This is a genomic window from Labrenzia sp. VG12, from assembly GCF_002237595.1.
In the GTDB taxonomy this organism is placed as follows: Bacteria; Pseudomonadota; Alphaproteobacteria; order Rhizobiales; family Stappiaceae; genus Roseibium.
Genome location: NZ_CP022529.1, coordinates 1,943,009 through 1,964,187 on the forward strand (window position 1 = coordinate 1,943,009; position 21,179 = coordinate 1,964,187).

The following is a 21,179-nucleotide window of genomic DNA, read 5'->3' on the forward strand; positions in this document are numbered from 1 at the left end:
TCAAATGTGATGAGACAACCATGCCCGCTGTGACACCGCCTGTCTGCGATTTCGACTGGCAGGCACCCCATTTCCAGTTGCCCGCAACCGATGGCGGTCTGCACAGTCTTGACAGTGTCCGGGGCGAGAACGGCACGCTGGTGATGTTCATCTGCAACCACTGCCCGTTCGTGCTTGCCATTCTCGACAAGATCGTGCGGGATGCGGATGAACTGAAGCAACACGGCATCGGTGTGGCCGCGATCTGCTCCAACGATCCGGTTGCCTACCCGGCGGACAATTTCGAGAACATGCAGAAGATGGCCCTGGAGCGCGGCTTTTCCTTCCCCTATCTGCACGATGCCGATCAGAAAATTGCAAATGCCTATGGTGCCATCTGCACACCGGACTTTTTCGGCTTCAACAGCGATCACGGCCTGCAGTATCGCGGCCGTCTGGACGCAACCCGCATGGGGGCTTCCGCTCCGGACCTGCGCCGCGAGCTTTTTGAGGCGATGAAGCAGATTGCCGAAACGGGCAAGGGCCCGGTCGAACAGATCCCCTCCATCGGCTGCTCGATCAAATGGAAGGCAGCTTGATGCAGATCGGCAAACTGGACCATGTCAACCTGCGCACGACACAGCTCGACGCGATGATCGCCTGGTACGGTGACATTCTGGGCATGAAGCCCGGTCCGCGTCCGGGTTTTCCCTTTCCTGGCGCCTGGCTCTATGCTGGCGGCGCGGCCGCCATCCACCTGGTCGGCATCGACGGCGACCCGGCCGTCGGCTCGGAAGAGCGGCTGAAGCTGGAGCATTTTGCCTTCACCGCGACGGGCGCCGAAGCCTTCGAAGCCCGTCTCAAGGAGCGCGGCGAGACCTACCGCCGCTCCGTCCAGCCCGGGTTCGGCACGGTCTCGATCAATGTCTGGGACCCGGATGGAAACCACATCCATATCGACTTTGCACCGGAAGAGTGACGAGCAGGTTCGAACGGCAGCTGACATTTTCAATTCGGCACTTACCCGAACCACCGGTGTCACCCTGGACAAGCGAAGCGCGATTCGGGGCCCACTCGACACAAAGCTTGCTGAAACTGATCGAAACTCTACCAACGCATGCTGCAAAACAGCAGCGCTCTGGAAATGAGTAGGCCCCGGGTCTCGCTCTGCTCGCCCGGGGTGACACTGGTGGGTAGCGACGCCGAAGCCTGAGCGACGGGTCCCAGGGTCTGGGCCTTACCTCGTTCAAAACGTCTCGAACGAGATCCTGTCCTCCGGCACGCCATGGCGTTGCAGGTCTGCGGTCACTTCAGCCAGAAATCCGGCCGGACCACACAACAGGTAGCGCGCATCGGGCTGGCTAACGAGGTCAATCAGAAACTTACCTGATACCCTGCCCTGCGTGTCGGAGAAGCGCTTTTCCAAATCGGTCGCCGAGGGCCGACTGTAAACGCTGTGCAGCTGGATGGTCGAACGTGTCGACGCGAGCCTTGCGGCCTCCTGCCTGAACGGATGGTGGTCTCCGTCGCGCACACCCTGCACGAACCAGACGGGCCGCGTGTCACCGGCAGAGACAAGTTCGTGCAGCATGCTCATGAGCGGCGTGATGCCGATCCCGGCACCGACCAGCACCAGCGGCGCGGCATCCTGCGACAAAACAAAATCGCCCGCCGGCTTGCTGCTGCCAATGATCGAACCGACCTCCAGCGCATCATGCAGAACCCGCGACACCAGCCCTCGCGGTTCGCGCTTGACCGAAATCCGATAGTGCCTGTCCGTTGGTGAACCGGACAACGAATAGCTGCGCTGGACCTTGCCGAGATCGCCGGCAAGATGCAGTTCGATCGGCAGATGCTGGCCCGCCTGAAACGAGGGCAGCGGGCCGCCGTCGCGGGATTCAAAATAAAACGACGTGACACCCGCGCTCTCCCGGACCTTGTTGACCAGGCGCAGGTCCCGCGCCGTTGCTGCCTCTTCCTGCCAGCGCAGGCGCAGCACGGAGCGCAGCTCGACGATCTCGTCGATTTCCAGCGTGATTAGCTGTCGTGCTCCCGGCACACGTGCAACGGTGCTGGAGTCCCAGTCGATGCTGGCCCGGCCAGTCAATTGCAAGAGGCTGCCGGAGGCAAAATCGACAAACAGGAAGCCCACGCGCGGGTCCTTCAGGATATTGCCAATCGTGTTGTAGAACCTGTTGCCGGCATAGTCGGGAAACCGCAGGGTTCTCTCGTCCAGGATCTCGACAAAACCGGCCTCGCCGCCGCGGTGAGAGGTGTCCATGCCGTAGGCGGGATTGTCGTCCTCGCCCCGATATCCGGAAGCGATGAAAAACGTGTCGGCAGCTCTGATCCAGTCTTGCTGGCTTTCCGTCAACGCGGTGCCCCGGGTCGCTGAGCCCTCGGGTTTGTCCGGCGACCACCAGTATTTGCGGGCACGGATATATTGCGGGCAGTTGCCGAAGGACTGGCCGAGCGCAAAGCGAATTCCGGCATCATCGTTCACCGCCACCCGGCCATTGGCCCGGTTGCGGCGGCGCGTTGCCAGCTCGATGCCGAGGAGGCCGATATCGGCTCCCGCTGCAAATGCCCCGTCCAATGCATCGCCAGTCACAGGACGAGCCGAGATCTCGAGCGTGGTTGCTTCCGGCGACTGCACGAATCCCGGACCGCCCTCCAGAAGCGTGGCCCACGGCCGCCCCTCGCCGTCCCGACCGGAAGCAACCAGAAACGGCTGTTCCTCGAAAAAGACCCTGTGCTGATCGGGCATGAAGTTGCGAATGGCGCCGCCTGCCCAGCTCTGCACATCGCTGTCGCCGAGCTTTTCCTGCACATGACGCTCGCCGTCGTGAAAGGGCGACACGGCCGGCTGTGCTCTGGTCTGGTCTGGGTCAAACATGTCCGATCCTCACTGTCTCAGGAATGGGTTATGGGCCGGAAACCTCGGAACAGGTCCGGCCGTTTGATCACGCTCAGGCAGCAAGCCCGACCGGTGTTGCCGGCATGGCGACAAAGCCCGGCAAGGCCTCGACACGCTTCAGGAAGGCACGGATGTTGGGATAGGGCTCCAGCGAGACATTTCCTTCCGGTGCATGGGCGGTGTAGCTGTAGATCGCAACATCGGCGATGCTCGGCCGGTTGCCGACCAGCCAGTCCCGGCCCTCCAGAAGCCCCTCGAGCAGATCGAACGCATAGGCCGCGATCCCCTTGGCCTTGTCCGCATCCAGCTGCGCACCGAACACGGTCACCAGGCGCGCCGCGGCCGGGCCATTGGCGATTTCGTTTGCGGCCAGCGACAGGTACCGCTGGACAAGCGCCTCCTGCGCCGGATCAGCCGGCAACCAGTCCGGAGCGTATTTGCGGGCAAGATAAACAAGGATCGCGTTGGAATCGGCCAGGACGAAGTCGCCGTCCTCGATCACCGGCACCTTGCCGGCCGGATTGAGTGACAGGAACGGCTGCTGCTTGTGCTCACCGGCCGCAAGGTCGACCTTGATCAGCTCGTGATTGAGCCCGGCAAGCCCGGCAAAGAGCTCGATCCTGTGGCAATGACCGGAAAGCGGAAAGGTGTGAATGCGAATGGCGTTGGACATGATGGTCTCCGATTGACTGAACTTATCGCGGCGGCGGGGTGTCCTGCCGGATCCGATGACCGCAATATGTCACCCAGCGCCTTTGAAGATAATCCTCGACTTCATTCAATGATTATGAACAATTTGTGGATAGTTAAAGCCTTCGACTGCAAACCGGAGACCGGCCTTGGACAAGATCGAGACCATGCGCGCTTTCGTGGCAGTGGCGCAGGACCAGTCCTTCACCGCAGCCGGCAAACGACTCGGATTGTCGACCAAACTGGTCAGCAAATATGTGCAACACCTGGAAAGCCAGCTGAAGACACAGCTCTTCAACCGGACGACGCGCAGCGTGTCCCTGACAGACGTTGGAACCGCCTACCTGGAACGCTGCCGGCCGATCCTGGACCAGATGGACGAACTGGACGATCTTGTGCGCGAAAAACAGGGCGCGCTGGCCGGCCCGATCCGCCTGACCGCTCCGACCGGATTTGGCAGCACCAAACTGACGGAGGCGCTGATCCCGTTCCTGCAGGCCCATCCGAATGTCGAACTCGACATGAAGCTGACCGACAGCCGTGTGTCCGTCGTTGAGGAAGGTCTCGATCTGGCGGTCCGGATCGGCGCCTTGCGTGACTCCGCCCTGATTGCCCGCAAACTCGCCGACATGCCGCTGGTCTTGAGCGCCTCCCCGGACTATCTCAACCGCAACGGCCGGCCGCGCAGCCCCGAGGCGCTTGCCACGCACACCTGCCTTGTCAACAGCAACCAGATGGAACCCAATATCTGGCGTTTTTACAGAAGCGGCAAGGAACACGTGGTCCGTATGCAGGGCGCGGTCACGTCCAATTCACCGGCGGCCCTTGCCCAGATGGCCATTGGTGGCCTGGGCATAGCCATGTCCCCCTTCTACCCTGTCGAGACCGCACTGCGCGAGGGGCAGCTGGAACGGGTCCTGCCGGACTATGCCACCGACACCTATGGCGTCTACGCGCTTTACCCGCCCAACAGGCATCTGACGCGGCGACTGAGAGCCCTGATAGACCATCTGGCGGCTGAGTTCAGCGCACGATGGACTGGCTGACTTCAGTTCCGCATCGGGAGTTCCAGCTCGAAACAGGCTCCATCACCGTCTGTCGGCAGCAGGCTGATCGACGCGCCGTGGGCTTTCAGAAGCGCCTGGACGATGCCCAGCCCCATGCCCGTACCGCCACTGTCACGCCGCGTGGTGAAGAACAGATCGAAGATCTGATCGGCGTTGCCGGCGGAGATGCCTTCGCCATTGTCCTGGACCCTCACCTGCAGATGCTGACGGTCCGTTGTTGCCGAAATCGTGACATGGTCAGCCCCGTGACGCACGGAATTGTCGATCAGATTTTCAAACACGATCCGTGCATTTTCTGCCGAAATCGGCAGTTTGGCCTCTTTCGGGCACGCGATCTGAACGCCTTCAAAACGGCTTCGCAGGCCGGCAACGACCGACGCCAGCTGGCAGGATCCCGCAATCTCGACACTGTCCGCCCTGGCAAGCTCACGCAGCCTGTTCAAGAGCAAGGACGCCCGGTCCGTGTCGCGCAGGATGTTGTCCAGGAAACGCGCCCGGTCCGCGTCGCTGAGCTCACTGCCGCCATCCTTCATCAGCTCCGCCGCGCCCTGGATCGCGGTCAGCGGCGACTTCAGTTCATGGGTGACGTGATTGGCGAAGGTGTTGATGTAGTCGTTGCGCTCAAACAGCTTGCGCGACATGTCGAGCATGCTTTCCGACAGCGCGTGGATTTCCCGGTTGCCGTGGATGACGAGCGGCTTCAGGGCGTCGCGATCGCCGGCACCGATCTGGAGCGACCGGCGGGTCAAGGCCCGGATCGGTCCGGAAATCGCGCGCACGAAAATCAGGCCGACGATGAAGGTCGCGCCCAGCACAAAAAGGACCAGCCAGAAGACGGCTTCCCGCTTCAGGAACAGTTCCTTCAGGATGTTGCTGGGCGTGCGCGAGGCATAAACAACGCCCGCGACCTTGTTGTCCACGATGATCGGCATCGCGATGAAAACGCGGACACTGGTGCCGCGGCTGATGGAATAGATCGGCTGCGGGTTGCCGACGACCCGCTCGCGCAAGGCACTGGCATAGCGGCCGGTCAACGCCTGTTGCACCTCTTCGACATGAGCAAGGGACTGGCCCAATTCGTCGCGGCCCGCAATCACCGTGCCGTTGAAATCGAGCAGCCGGAACCCGGCCAGAGTCAGCTTCTGCGTTTCCAGCAGGATCTGATCGAGATGGCCTCCGGTCTCCTCATAGACCGGAGGCACGGCCTCCGTTGCCGGCAGCGGATCGGGCCGGCCCGGCAGGATCGGTGTCTTGGTCAGATCGAGCCGGGTCAGAACCGGGGTCCAGCCTCCGGTCAGATATTGAACGACAAGACCGCCGCGATAGGACTTGGCGGGCGCACTTGCAACGGCCTCGCCAAGTGGCAGATCGGTGCCGCCAAGTTCCTTCAACCGCTGCGCGGTCGCCGCGGCAATCGCGGCCGACTGGGCAATCAGCTCGGCTTCCGTCGTTTCGACCAGCTGATTTTCATAGACCCGGAAGAAGGAGATCCCCGCCAGCGGCACCAGCAGCATGATGCCGAGCACCGCGGCCACCACCAGAAACAGGGGCGGCCGCCATTTGTCACGGAAGGTCCGGGAGAGGATCATGCGCCGTCAATCCGGCAGGGCCCGAGACGAAAGCCGACACCATGCACCGTTTCAATCGCATCACGGCACCCCGCGCCGGTCAGCTTGGCGCGGATGTTGCGGACATGACTGTCTATGGTCCGGTCCGAAACGTGGATGTTGTCCTTGTAGGCCTGCTGCAGGATCTGTTCGCGGGAGAAGACGATCTTCGGCCGTGCGAGCAGCGTGGCAAGGATGTCGAATTCGATCACGGTCATGGAGACGGGAGCCTCGCCCACCGTAACCTCGCGCTGAGCCTTGTCGAGGCGCAGACTGCCATGCTCCAGCACGGGCTCCTCCTTGCTCTCCTGGTCCTGGGCAGGCGCACCATAGCGTTTCAGGATCGCGCCGACCCTGGCAATCAGCTCACGCGGGCTGAACGGCTTGGTGACATAATCGTCGGCCCCGAGTTCCAGACCCACAATCCGGTCGATTTCATCGTCCCGTGCCGACAGGAACAGGATCGGCACTTCGGAGGTCCGGCGCAGGTGCCGGCAGACATCGAGACCGTCCATTTCCGGCAGGCCGATATCGAGCACGATCAGCGCAGGATCATGGAGCGCCGCCTTGTCCAGCGCCTCCTTGCCATCGGTGGCCACTTCATAGCGATAGGAGGCTTTCTGGAGGGCGAAACAGATCACGTCCCGGATGGCCGGGTCGTCATCAACAACGAGAATGGTCTTGTCTTGCAATGCAGTCTTCCTGAAAAGAGCTCCCGCGGCTGGCCGCGGAAGCGTTATCAATAAACGAGCGTCGATCAGCTTTCCAGCCACCAGCTGTCCCGGCGCAGACCTTTGGGAAGCCGTCGGTCCAGGGCCATGGCGGGCTCATCCGAGGCATTGACTTCGGACCGCTGGATCCTTGCCACCAATGCCCTCAAGCGAGACGAGATCTGCTTCCGGAAGCGGGCGAGCAGCGCCAGAAGGATCATCATCACACCCAGAATACCTTCCGGTTCCGGCGCCGAGCTGCCACTCAGGTTGAGCGACGGATAGGCCGCCTTTGAGACGCCAGACACCTGCGGCAGCGGAACGCTCTTCTGACTGGCCGAGGCCGGGTCCGTATTGACCACTTTTTCCGACACCGCCACGAAGGAGGTAAACCGGGACTGAAGCGCATAGGTCAGACCAAGCTCGGTGATTTCCTGTTCAAGCTGACTGTCCTGGCTGCCACCGATCGTATAGGCGCGGTTCTTGTCAAAGATCTGTTCACGCGCCCAAAGCAGCGGCAGGGCCTTTGCCGCCTGGTCGCCTGCAGCAGCGGTGCCGGGAAGGTCGATCTCGATCGGCAGGCTGGCTGCCCGGCCATTGACGAGGCCATTGACGAAGACCGTGTGTTTGCCGCCTGCCTGATAGCGGCCCAGTAGCCGGACAGCACCACCTTCGAACAGATCCGGGATCCTGGCCGGTGTCTGGTCTGCCACCTTGAGCCCGTTCCAGTCGATGGAGATATCGGTCAGGAGCGGCGACTTCAGTCTGGCGGCAAACGCCTCGGCAGCCACCCTGGCCTCTTCGCGAAGGCCGACATACCGGGCATATCCCCTGCCCTCTCGCGCCATCGCATCCAGCAGGAAGCGGTTGACCGCATCGCCAACGCCAAACGCATAGATGCGGGCATTGCCGATCCGCCGCGCGATGGAGGCAATCACGTCGCGCTCGGCACCAATGTAGCCGTCGGTCAGGAACACCACGATCCGTGTCGTGTCTTTCACCGTGGCAAGATCAAAAGCGGTGTTGATCGCCCGGTTGAGCTCCGTACCGCCATCTGCGCTCAGACCGGCAACAAAGCGGAGTGCCTTTTGTTTGTTGCGTTCTGTTGCCTTCGCGGCACCGCGGGCAAATTCGGACGTGGTGTTGGAAAAGCGCAGGATACGAAAGTGGTCTTCAGGCCGTAGGCCCTTGATGGCCTCTTCCATAAAGACCTTGCTGGCCTGAAGCGGCTCGCCGCTCATGGAGCCGGACGTGTCCAGCACGAAGACCAGTTCCCGGCGCCCGATCGTGTCCTCTGCCGGCAGTTTTGGCGGCTCGATCAGCATGGAGAAATAGCCGCCACGTTCTGCGTCGAAGAATGCGGACACACCCGCTGCCACATCCTGTTCAGCCGACAGCTCGTAGCGCAGCACGAAGTCGCGGTTGTCGATGGTCTTGTTGCCGGCAAATCGGATGGTCTTGACCTTGCCCTCGTCGGCCACATCCAGCGCATGGGTCTTGCTCCAGAGCGCGGTGACCGGCATCGGCGCCGTCAGCCTGAGGTCAAGCGAGACCCGCTTCGGATCGATCTCGTCCGGCGCGTCCTGACCGATCACGGGCGGATAGGCCGGAAGCTTGTCGATCTGCCAACCGGAAACGGTCTCGGAAGCCGAAACAACATCGTCATCATAGGCGATGCGGTCGTCGGTCTTGGTGCTGCTCAACTGAACATCGGTCTTGAGGTCCGGCCCGTCATAGCGCGGCCCCACCACCAGCGGCACGACCAGTTCGTAGGCGCCATCGATCTTCGGCACATGCTGAACATATTCCAGTGTGATCCGAACCGGACGGCCGGGCATCAGATGAGCGATGTCCTGGGTGAACATGTTGGGGCGGTGCTGGGTCAGGAGTGCCGCCGCCTTGCCCTCGGCCTTGGCCGCTTCGAAGGTTTTCCGGGCCTCCGCCTTTTTCCGGATACGGGCAATGACGGTCTCGCCGTCCAGATCCATCTTCATGGCGTGAATGGCCGCCTTCTGGTTCAGGGGAAACAGATAGGTCGCGTGCAGCGGTGTCCGGGTCGGGTTGAGAAAGGTCTGGGTCAATTCGACATGAGCGGCATCACCATCGATCCGGACGGAATAGTCCGATGAAAGCAGCGGCAGGTGGATTTCCTTGCCGTCCACATTGGCAACGACGCTGCCGGCAAGGTCATCAAGGTCCGGGTCGGCGGCAGCTGGCCCCAAGCCGAACGTCAGCGCGGCAAGCGCCAAAGGCAGCATTTTCTGGAACGACGTCAACATGGAGGCAACTCCTTCTGGGTCAGATTTCCGGGGAGGTCAGGTCAAGTGCGGCACGGGCGGCCGCTTCGAAGGCCGTCTGCCGATCCTCGGCAAGAGACCAGGGGGTGATGCGCTGAATGCTGGTCCAGCTGCTGCCGGGCGCTTTGAGCCACAGCCAGATCGCTTCGGCGATGTTGTGCGTGACCGCACCCGTGCTGGACGTGAAGGTGACCGCGACCCGCCAGTCGCCGCCGTCCGCGGAGGTCGCGCGGTAGTAGGCCGTCGGCACCGGATCGAAACGGGTGCCGAGAAAGGTCACTTCGAAACCGAGACCGCGCAGGCAATCATCCGGCGCGTGCAGATGCCGCAAGGGTGAGGACGTATGCACCAGCGTCAGCGCCATCGGCCCGTAGCGGCGTTTCTGGGCGTGGCCGCCATAAAGTTCGAAATAGCGCTGTTCGACCGGCAGCAGGGCTTCATCCATGCCGATTTCGCCACCAAGGCTGACCGGCAGCGGCTGAGGTTTTGTTGCTGCGGAGACATCAAGTGCCTGGCGCGGCAGCGACACGATCACGGCGGCAAGGCTGAGGAACAGGAGTGCGGACAAGGACCGGGCCGCTCTGGACATCGGCGGCAACGGCATCTGCCAGATCGCGGCCGTGTGTGCCTTGGCCCTCGGCCGATAGAGGATAAACACCGGGACCATCGACAAGGCGAGCGTCATATATCCAATCAGGTCATGCAGCGGCCCTACCATGACATCCGCCCCGAGCACCGCATCCGGAAAGGCAAGGCCGACCGCTAGCAGCATGATCCTCAGCGCATTGCCCAGAACCGCCAAGAGGAAGGCGAGCCCCAGCCAGAGGACAGCGCTCATCAGGGCCGGCCGGTAGAGCGCGTTCAAAAGCACGACAAAGGCCATGGCGAGCATCAGACCGGATGTCCCGGAACACGGCAGATCGACCAGCACATCGCGGCCGGCAAGCGCAATACGAATGCCGGAACAGGAAAGATCTGTAAAAAACAGGTCAAGGCCCGCGCAGGACAGGTTCGCAGACAATTCCTGCAAGGGATAGCCGATGAGCCGCTGCAGGATCCGCTCCACCGGCAGCGTGAACAGGAACAGGACCGACAGCCAGAAGGGCGACACGGCCCGGTGGCGTTCACCGGTCCGGAAAAAGGTTGCCAGGGCGAACACATCCAGCGCCAGGGCCAGACCGCCGATCACGTTGATGGCCAGCACCTGGCTGGCCAGCCGGATCAGCGCCGAGGCGACCAGCAACAGCACGGCGACCTGCCGATGGTGCGTCTCAACGGTTTTGACCGGACTTGAGAGCGACCAGACGCCAAGGGCCAAAAGGGCTGCGAGATAGATCAGTCCGCTGGAGGCATAGGACGGGTCCTGCCAGGAGCCCAGCAGCCAGCGCAGCGGCTCATAGGCCAGAATGGCGGAGGCCAGAACGAAGGCGGTGGAGGTCGGTGAAAGATTTGCCAGACGGGTCATGGCAGTCTTTCTGCCGGACCCGGTTGCAGGGCGTTGTCAGCCTATGTGCAGATTTTGCGCAAACTGGCCGTTGATGCCGAACACCATTTGCAACAATTCGCAGGAAGCCGGTTGTTCGACCGAGAATTCGCAGTAAGATCGCCGTCAGACAGGCACCGCCCTGGGATAGCGACAGGACAAGGGATCGTCGGCACCGTCCACCACCTTGCCCCTCGCCTCAATTGAAAAACGGGCTCATCATGACGTCTGACCCCTCCTCCAGTCTCCGGCTAGGCCGTATCGCAGCAACACTCGGCGTGAGCGATATCCAGCGCGCCTGTGCGGTCTATCAGGCCGTCTTCGGCTTCGAAAAGGTCTTTGAAAACGGAGATCCGACCGGCTTCGTGATCCTGCAAAAGGACGGCGCGGAATTGCATCTGTCCCTGCAAAAAACCTACAAGCCGCCGGCCTTCAACCAGGCGCACATGCTGGTATCGAATGCCGACGCCGCCTACAAGGCCTGTGAGGCCCATGGCCTCAGGATCATCAGGCGCCTTGAAGACAAGGACTATGGCCTGCGCTCCTTTGTCTTTGCAGATCCGGACGGCAACCGCATCGATGTCGGCCAGATCGTCTGACCCCATTGCCTCCACGCGAAACCGCGCTAGCTGGGATCGGGTGGGAGCAGTCTAGACGAGGTGGGTCATGCGGAACGTGTTTGGAAGTGCATTTGCAATCGGTCTGATGGCCGCCCCTGCCCTGGCCGAACCTCACCGCTATGAACTTGATCCCGAACACACCACCATCGCCTTCATGGTCGATCACCTGGGTTATGCCGACACGCTCGGTCTGTTCCTGGAATTCGAGGGCGGGTTTACCTATGACATGGAAAGCCGGGAACTGTCCGATGTCTCAATTACGGTGCAGTCCGCCAGCGTGAATTCCTTCAACGCCGCGCGCGACAACCATGTGCGCAACAAGGATTTCCTGAATGTCGAGACCTTCCCGGTGATGACCTTCACGGCGACCGGCGGCACGCCAACAAGCGACACAACAGGGACTGTGGAAGGCAACCTGACCCTCTTGGGCCAGACCCATCCGCTGACGCTGGAAGTGACCTTGAACAAGGCGGCCAACTATCCGTTTGGCCATGGCCGGTTCACGCTTGGCATCAGTGCCAAGGGAACCGTGATCCGCAGCCAGTACGGCATGACTTATGCGGTCGACAATGGATTTGTCGGCGATGAGGTTCAGCTGATCCTGGAAACGGAAGCCATGCGGGTCGAGTAAGACCGTTTCGTCAAAATGCCTTGTCCAGAAGCGGCTGCAAGGAAGGATGAATGGTCGGGCTTTCTTCGCGCAGAAAACGCAGGAGCGCCTTTTCATTCTCGTGCAGTTGCCCGTCCCGGCCGATGCGCTCCACCAGCCAGCCGGTTTCGTCACCGGTGACCACCTCATTGACCGCGATTTCGGCTTCCATGGCCGCGCCGCGTTCCGCAAAAGGGTCCGGCTGGTCCCGATAGGCCTCACGCACACCGCTGACACCGCCGGAGACCATCTTCTTGAAAAAACCGCCAATGCCGCCTTCAAAACCACCGGGCTGCTCAAGCCAGTCTTCCCGCGCCAGAGCGACTTCGCGCGGCGGCGGGGCAAATCCGGACAGCGCCATCAGATGATTGGCAACGGCCTTGGTGAACAGTTCCGACCAGGCCGGGGCGTTTTCCGCTTCCACCGTCGCATCGTTGAGATCGAACAGGACTTCCGCCTCCGCCCTGGAAATGGCCATGCCACCGCAGCCGGCGCCGGCATAAAGCACCCGGCGCAACAGCTCCACCTCTCCGTCGGAGATCACACCCGGCTTCAGCTCCGCACCGGAGCGCGTGGCCCCCGTCCCGGAAATCACGGATTGAGCCACCGCACGCAGCGCGAACTGTTCAAGATTTTCCGGCGCCTTGCGCGCTCTTTCCAGAATGTGCAGGACAGCATCCAACTCGGTGCGGCTGCAGACATGCCCGTCCGCGGTCACCTGCCCGATCAGCCACGCGGCATTGTCTTCGGAAACATAGCCGGAGGGCCGGACCTGATTGACAAGGATGTCGGCCATCGCTTCGGGAAACAGGTCGTACCAACTGTCTGGAAAACCCTGCGCTGCCGCATTCAATCTGAACAGGGCAGCCCCTTCCTCGAGCGAGACGACCATGTCGCTATAGATGTAACGGCGCAGCGTGATGACATCATCTTCGCTGACGACGCCCTCCGCGATCTTCGCCTCGACAAAATCCATCAAACTCGGCTTGGTCATGTCGTCCCCCGGATGTAACCCGGGCGGGAGAATGGCCGAAAATCCTTGAAATTCCCGTAACGGATGGGTGTCTCGTCAAAAGACGCTATCGGCAAAGCTTTGCCTGCTCTAGCGTTTGCGCATCCGACAACCTCATCCAAAGGAGGGCCTTCAGGTCCGTCTCGAAGGATGGGCGGCATGCTCTAAGCGGCCCATCCTTCGAGACAGCGCAGCTGCGCTTCCTCAGGATGAGGCTGTGCTAGACAGCACTGATGAGCTAAATTGGTGCCTTTATATGTCGTCCGTTCTCAGCTTGCTGCAACTTGGGCATTCAACACACGTAATTCGAGTTTCAGCTGAATGCGATGCAGACGATTTGGATGACGAGATTGGAACCAGAATAAAAGGAAGCAATCACCCTAAATGCCTTCAATATATTCAATAATTCTCTTCATTATCATCACTCTCGCTGTATGCATTTTCATTGAAAAGAAATTCAAACCAGCCAAACCTAAAAGTGGATTATCATTCCTTTACTCAACCCGTTTTCTAATCGCTTGGTGTGTCGCTTTTTTGCTCCTTGCGGCTTTGTTCTTTTCTGCACTTTTGTTTGCTTATGTAAGTACAGATGAAGAAGGCAAGAATGCTATCGTTGAGGTCCTGATAGATCTGTCTGATCCTCAACGGGCGATCGAAGAAGCCTGGTCGCAGCGGCCAAACTAAAAAAAGGAGCCGCGGTTGCGGCTCCCAAGATGTCTCCCCGCAAGGAGGGGGTATGGAAGAGCGGGGAAACGGCTCCGGAGGCGGGTCCGGAGGGTGCTTCAGGCTTAGCCGCGCTGGTTCTTGTGCCAGCCCTTGCCTTTGCCCTTGCCTTTCTTGCCGCCCTTGAAGTCGGCCTTGGTGATGACACCGTCCTTGTTGCGGTCGGCGCGCTCCATCAGCTTGTCCAGGCGCTTGTCATGTTCCTCGGCGGTGATCCCGAGGCTGCCATCGGCATCTGCACGCTGGAACATGTTGACGATGCGGTTCTCATTCAGCGCCAGCCACAGCGGCCCGAACTCTTCGATGGTGAAGGAACCGCTGCCATTGGTGTCGGCAAGCGCGAACAGTTCGGCGCGCTTGGCATCGAAGTCTTCGCGGGTGACCTGGCCGTTGCCGTCGGTGTCGAACAGGCTCAGGAACATGGCCCCCTGACCGCCGCGGCCACCGCGACGCCCGCCGCGTTCGCCACGCTCGCCCCGTTCACCGCGGTCTGCGCGCTGCTGGCGGTCCCCTTCTTCGGCGCCCTGGCCACGATTGCCACGGACACGCTCGACAACGCCGTTGCCGTCCCGGTCGAGCCGGTTGAACATGCGGTTGGCGACCGCGTCGACTTCAGCCTGGGTCACGGTGCCGTCACCGTCACTGTCCAGGAACTGGAAGGCGCGGACCATGCGGTCATTCGACCGTTCCATGAAAGCCGCCTTGAATTCCTCCAGGCTGATCTCGCCATTTCCGTCGGTATCGGCCGCGGCAAAATCCTGCGCCCGGACTTCCTCGATTTCGGCCTGGGTGATGACGCCATCCTTGTTCACGTCAAAGCGCTCGAACAGGCGCTCTGCGCGCTGCTCGCCGCCGCGATGGCCACGGCCCCAACCGCGTCCGCCGCGTTCTCCCTTGTGAGCCATGCGCTGGCCCTCGGTCTGCTGAATCTGTTTGCCCCCGTCCCCGGCTGCTGCCGTGTCCTGGGCGAGAGCGGGAAGGCCGGCGGTCAGCGCGGTACCCGCGACGCTCGCAGCCAGGGCGGCAATTGCAATCTTCTTGAACGGTTTCATTCCAACAACTCCTTGGTTCGTTGATGAGCTGAAGGTAAGAAGCAATTGTCGCAGGATTACCCGTGGAAGAGGCCCGAAGTGTCGCCATCTGTCCCCAAGGGCTGCTGCGATACACTTTGTTACAAGTTCGGCTCGCACCTTTCTGCGCGGAAGACTATTTTACCCATAGAAACAGCAAGATCCGTGGCTTCGCAGATTCAATGTCTGAAAGGACGCCACAAGAATGGAGACAGATGTGAGCGACCCGAGCCCGCATATCCTGGTCGTCGACGATCATCGCGACATCCGCGAGACACTGGCGCGTTATCTGGTCAAGAACGGTCTGCGCGCAACGACGGCCGAAAATGCCGCCCATGCACGCAAGGCGCTCAAGGCCGCCTCCATCGATCTGGTGGTGCTCGACATCATGATGCCGGGGGAAGACGGCTTGTCGCTGTGCCGGCACCTGGTGGAGACCGGATCCATGCCGGTCATCCTTCTGACCGCCATGGCCGATGACACCGACCGGGTCATCGGACTGGAGATCGGCGCGGATGATTATGTCACCAAGCCCTTCAACCCGCGTGAACTGCTGGCCCGGATCCGGGCGGTGCTGCGGCGCACATCGCTGGTTCCAAGAGAACGTGACCCGATCGAACAGGACAGGCTGCATTTCGACGGCTGGTCGCTGAATGTTGCCCGCCGCGAGCTGCTCGATCCGGAGGGAACCTCTGTCGCCCTGTCCAGCGGGGAGTTCCAGCTGCTCTGCGCCTTCTTGAAACGCCCGAAAATGGTGCTGAACCGGGACCAGCTCATGGACCTGACGACCGGCCGTACGCCAGCCGTCTTTGACCGGTCGATCGACAACCAGGTCTCCCGCCTGCGCCGCAAGATCGAGGAAGACCCGAAAGAACCCAAGCTGATCAAGACGGTCTGGGGCGGCGGTTACATGTTCACGTCAGAGGTGAAAGACACCGCCGAATGAACCGGACCGCCCTCCCCCGCAAGATTGCAGCGTTTCTCTGGCCTAGCTCCCTGGCCTCCCAGCTGATCGTGCTGATGCTGGCCGCGATTGTCGTGGCCCAGGCGCTCAGCATCTGGATCTTCCAGGATGAACGCCGCATCGCGCTGGTCGCCGCGGCCCGCGACAATCTCCTGGCCCGCGCCGTCGCCCTGTCGGAGCTGATGGAGGACACGCCGGTTGCGCTGCAGGACCGGATCCTGGAAGCCAGCAGCAGCCGCTACGCCGTCTTCTGGCTGGGCGATACACCGCTTGCGCCCGAGCCGGGCACCTCCCGGTTCGAACAGCGACTGCAGGGTTACATGTCCCGCGACCTCGCCCCGGGCCAGGTGGTCCATCTCAACATTCACGCAGACGAAAAGCGCGGTCCCGGCAGGCGAGAGGCCAGGGACGACGACAAGGCCAGCTGGCGCGACGTTCCCAAACGCGAGCGGCCACACAATTTGCGCAAGATCATGAACAAGCCGGAAGACCTGTCCCTGTCGATCCAGATGACCGATGGTCGCTGGCTGAATGTCGCGACAAGTTACCGGCCTCCCTCCGGCGCGTTCATTGCGCTCATGGTACAGCTTGGCCTCACCGCCCTGCTGACGGTGCTCATCATCGGTCTTGCCGTGCGCCGTGTCACGCGGCCGCTCAAGGATCTTGCTACAAGTGCGGAAAAACTCGGCCGCGGCGAGGAACAGGAACCGTTGACACCAAGCGGACCCAGGGAAGTCCGCGCGCTGACCACCGCCTTCAACGACATGCAGGACCGGCTGACACGCTTTGTCCAGGACCGAACCCGCATGCTGGCGGCCATCAGCCATGATCTGAGAACCCCGATCACGTCTTTGCGCCTCAGGGCGGAATTCATCGACGATGACGAAAACCGCGACAAGATGATCGAGACCCTGGATGAAATGGCGGCCATGACCGAAGCTGCCTTGCGCTTTGCCAAGGACGAGGCTCAGGCGGAAACGGCCGAAAACGCCGACCTGGGGGCGCTTCTGGAAGCGATCGCGGGCGATCAGCAGGATCTCGGTCACAGCTGCAGCGTGGAAACGAGCGAACGTATTATTGTCCCCTGCCGTCCGATGGCCCTCAAGCGGGCCCTGCGCAATCTGATCGAAAACGGCATCCGCTACGGCGAAGCCGTTTCCATCAAGGCCAGCAAGGAAGGACAAGAGGCGATCATCCGCGTCCATGACAAGGGACCCGGCATTCCTGACGATCGTTTGAAGGACGTCTTCGAGCCGTTCGTTCGACTGGAAGAATCCCGTAGCGAAGAAACCGGGGGCATCGGACTGGGCCTTGCCATTACGCGCTCCATCATCCACGCCCATGGCGGGCGGATCGATTTGCGCAACCGTCAGGCAGGTGGCCTGGAAGCCGAGGTGCGGTTACCGCTCGGAAGCTGAAAGGCTGCCGGTCAGCGGCGCGCCTCGATGCCACCGGCATAGGTGGCATCATCGACAGCCTCGAGCCACTCGGCCACCGACCCGTCCAGCTCTTCCTGGATCGCCAGATGCACAAGCGCGGTTGTCGGCCCGGCGCCGTGCCAGTGTTTGACCCCGGGCGGGATCCAGATGACGTCGCCCGGCAGGATCGAGAGTTTTTCCTGCCCCCACAAATGCACAAAGCCTGCCCCCTCGAGCACCTGCAAGGTCTGCCCGAGCGGATGCGTGTGCCAATGCGTGCGCGCACGGGGTTCGAATGTCACCCGGATTGCCCTGACCCGCGCCGGCGCCGGAGCCTCGATCACCGGATCCTGCCAGACCGTGCCGGTGAAATAGTCCGGATTGGCGCGTTTTGTCGGCCGTGACCCGGCCTCGAATACCGTCAGCACACTCATGACACCTCCTTGCCCGGACTTGGGGCGGCCTGACGTTTTGCCTTCTGAGGCCAGTTGATCAGAACAACCCCGAAAATGGCAAGGCAGATTCCGGTAAAGGTTTCCAGATCGAGGCTTTCCGACAGGAACACGACGCCCAGAAAGACGCCGACGCCAGAGCGCAGATAAGCCTGGCTGGCGGTGCCCATGGGGCCAAGCGTGTTCAAAAGGCGGAAATAGATCAGGAAGGCGAAAGCCGTACAGATGACGCCCAGGATCAGCGCCGACAGAATGCCAGTTGCGTCCGGTGTCAGCTCCCAGGGGCTCTCCGTTAGCAGGCTCAACGGGACAAGCACGGCAGAGGCACAGATCAGCGTGCCGGTGGCGGCGACAATTGGCGGATACTCTGCAAAGAGTGGCCCGCGCCAAGCGGCGATACCGTATAGGACCGCCCCCAGAAGCACCACGAGCTGCGGCACGAGGGTTTGGCCTATATCCTCAAGCGCGCCGACCCCGACGATCAGAACGATGCCGCCAAAGCCGAACAACGCGCCGGTCAGCTGAAGCACGCCCGGCCGCTGACCTCTTTGCAGAAGCAGAAAGGACAAGGCAAACACCCAGAGCGGCGAGGTCGAATTAAGCACACTGGAGACAGCCGTCCCCGCATATTGCTGCCCCCAGGCCAGCATCAGCCAGGGACCGGTGCTGTTGACCAGCGACTGCACAAAGAACAGCCGCCAGCTACGGCCATCCTTCGGCAAGGCAATGCCTCGGGCAGCAAGGATTACAAGAAGCACCAGCGAAGCCGACAGGACCCTGATCGCAATCAGGGTCGCAGGTGGAAAGGAGGGCAGCGCCAAGGCAATCCACATGTAGGAGGAGCCCCACAGCAGGGCGAGAACACCCAGCAGGAAGAACTCGAAAGATCTGGAAGGCATGAGACGTTGTTTTACCCGTGCAGCTCACGGCTATCGGCCGGGGCCTCCGCCCGCTCGTCCATGCCGTAATCCCTAAGGACATGCGAAATGCGCAGCCTGTAGTCCTTGAAGTAAGAGGTCCGTCCGGCGGTCTGGGCCTTGCGGTGCTGCGTCAGCTGCCGCCACTCGTCGAGCGCCGCCTCGTCGCGGAAGAACGACAGAGACAGGAGTTTTTCCGGATTGGTCAGGCTTTGAAACCGTTCCACTGACAGGAAGCCGTCAATCTGATCCACAAGCGGCCGCATCTCGGCAGCCATGTCCAGATAGGCCTGTTTCTTGTCCGCATGCGGGATCACTTCGAAAATCACGGCTATCATCGTCCACTCTCTCCCCTCGCATGCGGTGCGGAGGCCAGTTTCAGGAAGGTGCGGTCTTCCCGCAAGATGAATTTCTCCGCCATGGCGAATTCATAATTCTCCCTGCCGAGTGGATCGGCGGCCAGCCGCGCCCGATAGGCTTCGTAAGCTGCCAGGTTCTCGACGGAATAAACGCCATAGGCGAGCGTCGTGGAGCCTTCATGCGGTGCGTAATAACCGATCAGGTCGGCACCACAACGGGGGATTGCCTGCCCCCAGTTGCGGGCATATTGCTCAAAGGCGGCCTTCTTGGTCGGGTCAATGTGATAGCGGATGAAACAGGTAATCATGGAGCGGTCCTTTGCGCTGGTCTAACGATCCGCACTATGCCATGCTCCGCGACGCGAATGCTTCGACAGTGATCGAACCATGGAGGCTGATCATGAAGGAAGGACCGGACATCGCCCGCATTGGCGCCCTGATCGGCGACCCTGCCCGCGCCAACATCCTGAGCGCTCTTTTAAGCGGCAAGGCGCTGACGGCGACGGAACTGGCCACGGAAGCCGGCATCACCGGCCAGACCGCCAGTTCACACCTCAAGAAACTGATGGAAGGAGGCCTGCTCGCCCAGGCCAAGCAGGGACGCCACCGCTATTTCACACTGGCCGGGCCGGAAGTCAGCACCGTTCTGGAAGCCATCATGGGGCTCGCCGCCCGCAAGGGACATCTGCGCACGCGGACCGGCCCCCGCGATCCGGCCATGCGTGCCGCCCGTGTCTGCTACGATCACCTCGCCGGCGACATGGCGGTCCGGATCTATGACAGCCTGCAGATGCGGGACATGCTGGCAGCCTCATCCGACAAGGGCGGTCTCGCGTTGACCGAGAAAGGCGTCACCTTCATCTCGGAGATCGGCATCGACCTTGGCGCCCTGAACGCCAGTCGCCGCCCCATGTGCCGTGCCTGTCTCGACTGGAGTGAACGGCGCAATCATCTGGCCGGCAGCCTGGGCGCGGCCCTCCTCTCCCATTTCCAGGACCAGCGCTGGCTGCGCCGGGAAGAGAACAGCCGCGTCGTGCATATTTCGTCTAGGGGAGAAGTGGCGATGAAGGAGCTGTTTCCGCTTTGATTTGCGACTTCGGACCGCCCCTAACGTTCCAATCTCATCCTGAGGAGCCGCATTAGCGGCGTCTCGAAGGATCGGCAGCATGGTCCCTACCCCGTGGCCCGTCCTTCGAGACGGACCTTGCGGCCTTCCTCAGGATGACGTCGATTGCTGAGCCGATGCCGTCAAAAACGAACAATCGATTGTCATCCCGGCTCTCCGCTCCGTTGCCCTCCGGATGACTAACTGAGATGCACGGGCTGTCCTTCAAGCGATTGTTTTTGATTTCCGCCACACTTCGATCCAGACCGAGGCATTACTCGTCCATATCCTCTTATGGTGCTCTGACCAGACGACAAGAGAGACGATCATGGGCCAACTTTCCCTCTACCTGCCGGGCATATTGCTCGCCTATTCCGCTTTTCTCCTGGCCATTGCCAGTCCGGGCCCGAACATACTGGCGGTCCTAGGAACATCCATGAGCGCCGGGCGCAGATCGGGCGTAGCACTCGCGCTTGGCGTCGCCACAGGGTCCTTTACCTGGGCCATGTTGACGGTTCTGGGCCTCTCCGCCCTTCTTGCCACCTATGCCTCCGCACTGACGGTGATCAAGATTGCCGGCGGGCTCTATCTGCTTTGGCTGGCCTGGAAGTCGCTGAAATCGGCCTTGTCACGGCACGACATCGACGCAAAACAGCTGGCTGGGGGACCGCGCACACCGATCGGTTATTTGATCAGGGGCTATGTGATCCAGATGACCAACCCCAAGGCAGCTCTCGCCTGGATCGCAATCATTTCCCTCGGCCTCAAACAGGATGCGCCTGTCTGGGTCGGCGCCGTAATCGTGCTGGGCACCTTCGTGCTTTCCGTCCTTGTGCACGTGCTTTACGCGGTCGCCTTTTCAACACCGGCAATGCTCCGGCTCTACGGCAAGGCCCGCCGGAGCATTCAGCTGCTGCTCGGCGGTTTCTTTGCATTTGCGGGTGTTAGACTTCTTTTGAGCAGAACCTGATCCCGGAAGACAAAAAACCCGGCCGAGGCCGGGTCTTGTAAGGCTGTGGTCAGACGTTTGGGGCAACGAAACGTCTGTGGGTTCTTGTTATTGTTATCTCAGGGGCCGATTTGGATCTGGCATCAGTCAGGCAGCCCGCGAGGCTTTCTGCTTTGCCGGCTTTGCTTCAC

At 61.4% G+C, this 21,179-nt stretch carries 21 protein-coding genes; 9 read left to right on the forward strand and 12 right to left on the reverse strand.

Translation table 11 applies throughout. The features are described 5' to 3' along the window. Positions 1-20: 20 nt before the first annotated feature. Together CHH27_RS09085 and CHH27_RS09090 are read left to right on the forward strand one after the other, a co-directional pair. Positions 21-578, forward strand: coding sequence for a thioredoxin family protein (locus CHH27_RS09085; RefSeq protein WP_094071301.1), 558 nt, complete (start codon positions 21-23; stop codon positions 576-578). After that, on the forward strand, positions 578-958 hold the full coding sequence (locus CHH27_RS09090; RefSeq protein ID WP_094074622.1) for a VOC family protein: 381 nt from the start codon (positions 578-580) through the stop codon (positions 956-958). Before CHH27_RS09085 ends, CHH27_RS09090 begins: the two co-directional genes overlap by 1 nt. A 267-nt stretch (positions 959-1,225) precedes the next feature. On the opposite strand, the gene CHH27_RS09095 is transcribed toward CHH27_RS09090, so the two are convergent. Together CHH27_RS09095 and CHH27_RS09100 are read right to left on the reverse strand one after the other, a co-directional pair. Then, entirely contained in the window at positions 1,226-2,875 is a 1,650-nt protein-coding gene (locus CHH27_RS09095) for a pyridoxamine 5'-phosphate oxidase family protein (protein WP_094071302.1), read from the reverse strand. 73 nt (positions 2,876-2,948) lie between these two features. Then, positions 2,949-3,569 carry a glutathione S-transferase family protein gene (locus CHH27_RS09100; protein WP_094071303.1) on the reverse strand — a complete coding sequence of 207 codons (621 nt, stop codon included), beginning with the start codon at positions 3,567-3,569 and terminating at the stop codon, positions 2,949-2,951. A 166-nt stretch (positions 3,570-3,735) separates the two neighbouring features. Here CHH27_RS09100 and CHH27_RS09105 point away from each other — a divergent pair, with 166 nt between their 5' ends. Beyond that, positions 3,736-4,632 carry a LysR family transcriptional regulator gene (locus tag CHH27_RS09105; protein ID WP_094071304.1) on the forward strand — a complete coding sequence of 299 codons (897 nt, stop codon included), beginning with the start codon at positions 3,736-3,738 and terminating at the stop codon, positions 4,630-4,632. A 2-nt stretch (positions 4,633-4,634) separates the two neighbouring features. On the opposite strand, the gene CHH27_RS09110 is transcribed toward CHH27_RS09105, so the two are convergent. From CHH27_RS09110 to xrtT, 4 genes are all read right to left on the reverse strand, one after another. Then, positions 4,635-6,242: an ATP-binding protein gene (locus CHH27_RS09110; RefSeq protein WP_094071305.1), complete on the reverse strand. Its 1,608-nt coding sequence runs from the start codon at positions 6,240-6,242 to the stop codon at positions 4,635-4,637. Continuing rightward, positions 6,239-6,952: a response regulator transcription factor gene (locus tag CHH27_RS09115; RefSeq protein ID WP_094071306.1), complete on the reverse strand. Its 714-nt coding sequence runs from the start codon at positions 6,950-6,952 to the stop codon at positions 6,239-6,241. The genes CHH27_RS09110 and CHH27_RS09115 overlap by 4 nt, the downstream gene beginning before the upstream one ends. A gap of 65 nt (positions 6,953-7,017) precedes the next feature. Then, positions 7,018-9,249: a VIT and VWA domain-containing protein gene (locus tag CHH27_RS09120; RefSeq protein WP_094071307.1), complete on the reverse strand. Its 2,232-nt coding sequence runs from the start codon at positions 9,247-9,249 to the stop codon at positions 7,018-7,020. 19 nt (positions 9,250-9,268) lie between these two features. After that, positions 9,269-10,732: an exosortase T gene (gene xrtT / locus CHH27_RS09125; protein WP_094071308.1), complete on the reverse strand. Its 1,464-nt coding sequence runs from the start codon at positions 10,730-10,732 to the stop codon at positions 9,269-9,271. A 239-nt stretch (positions 10,733-10,971) separates the two neighbouring features. On the opposite strand from xrtT, the gene CHH27_RS09130 reads away from it, so the two are divergent. Further along, positions 10,972-11,349 (forward strand): VOC family protein, encoded by a 378-nt coding sequence (locus tag CHH27_RS09130; protein WP_094074623.1) that lies wholly within the window; start codon positions 10,972-10,974, stop codon positions 11,347-11,349. Positions 11,350-11,416: 67 nt separating this feature from the next. Beyond that, positions 11,417-12,001 carry a YceI family protein gene (locus CHH27_RS09135; protein ID WP_094071309.1) on the forward strand — a complete coding sequence of 195 codons (585 nt, stop codon included), beginning with the start codon at positions 11,417-11,419 and terminating at the stop codon, positions 11,999-12,001. A gap of 10 nt (positions 12,002-12,011) precedes the next feature. On the opposite strand, the gene CHH27_RS09140 is transcribed toward CHH27_RS09135, so the two are convergent. Together CHH27_RS09140 and CHH27_RS09145 are read right to left on the reverse strand one after the other, a co-directional pair. After that, on the reverse strand, positions 12,012-13,013 hold the full coding sequence (locus CHH27_RS09140) for a hypothetical protein (protein ID WP_094071310.1): 1,002 nt from the start codon (positions 13,011-13,013) through the stop codon (positions 12,012-12,014). 806 nt (positions 13,014-13,819) lie between these two features. Further along, positions 13,820-14,806 carry an EF-hand domain-containing protein gene (locus CHH27_RS09145; protein ID WP_094071311.1) on the reverse strand — a complete coding sequence of 329 codons (987 nt, stop codon included), beginning with the start codon at positions 14,804-14,806 and terminating at the stop codon, positions 13,820-13,822. Positions 14,807-15,029: 223 nt separating this feature from the next. Between CHH27_RS09145 and CHH27_RS09150 the strand changes: the two genes are divergently transcribed. Both CHH27_RS09150 and CHH27_RS09155 read left to right on the forward strand, forming a co-directional pair. Next, positions 15,030-15,770, forward strand: coding sequence for a response regulator (locus tag CHH27_RS09150; protein ID WP_198338383.1), 741 nt, complete (start codon positions 15,030-15,032; stop codon positions 15,768-15,770). Continuing rightward, positions 15,767-17,206, forward strand: a complete 1,440-nt coding sequence (locus CHH27_RS09155; protein WP_094071312.1) for an ATP-binding protein — start codon at positions 15,767-15,769, stop codon at positions 17,204-17,206. Before CHH27_RS09150 ends, CHH27_RS09155 begins: the two co-directional genes overlap by 4 nt. Positions 17,207-17,217: 11 nt before the next feature. Here the strand turns inward: CHH27_RS09155 and CHH27_RS09160 are convergent, their stop codons facing one another. From CHH27_RS09160 to CHH27_RS09175, 4 genes are read right to left on the reverse strand one after another with little or no spacing between them, the layout of a single operon-like run. Then, the gene (locus tag CHH27_RS09160) at positions 17,218-17,640 is read right to left on the reverse strand and encodes a cupin domain-containing protein (protein WP_198338384.1); all 423 of its coding nucleotides are present in this window, start codon (positions 17,638-17,640) and stop codon (positions 17,218-17,220) included. Further along, positions 17,637-18,557, reverse strand: coding sequence for a DMT family transporter (locus tag CHH27_RS09165; RefSeq protein ID WP_094071313.1), 921 nt, complete (start codon positions 18,555-18,557; stop codon positions 17,637-17,639). The genes CHH27_RS09160 and CHH27_RS09165 overlap by 4 nt, the downstream gene beginning before the upstream one ends. Before the next feature lie 11 nt (positions 18,558-18,568). Continuing rightward, positions 18,569-18,913: an antibiotic biosynthesis monooxygenase gene (locus CHH27_RS09170; protein ID WP_094071314.1), complete on the reverse strand. Its 345-nt coding sequence runs from the start codon at positions 18,911-18,913 to the stop codon at positions 18,569-18,571. Beyond that, positions 18,910-19,242, reverse strand: a complete 333-nt coding sequence (locus CHH27_RS09175; protein WP_094071315.1) for an NIPSNAP family protein — start codon at positions 19,240-19,242, stop codon at positions 18,910-18,912. The genes CHH27_RS09170 and CHH27_RS09175 overlap by 4 nt, the downstream gene beginning before the upstream one ends. A gap of 92 nt (positions 19,243-19,334) precedes the next feature. Between CHH27_RS09175 and CHH27_RS09180 the strand changes: the two genes are divergently transcribed. Continuing rightward, positions 19,335-20,021: a helix-turn-helix transcriptional regulator gene (locus CHH27_RS09180; RefSeq protein WP_094074626.1), complete on the forward strand. Its 687-nt coding sequence runs from the start codon at positions 19,335-19,337 to the stop codon at positions 20,019-20,021. A 346-nt stretch (positions 20,022-20,367) separates the two neighbouring features. Continuing rightward, positions 20,368-21,009 (forward strand): LysE family translocator, encoded by a 642-nt coding sequence (locus tag CHH27_RS09185; protein WP_094071316.1) that lies wholly within the window; start codon positions 20,368-20,370, stop codon positions 21,007-21,009. The last annotated feature ends 170 nt before the right edge of the window (positions 21,010-21,179 follow it).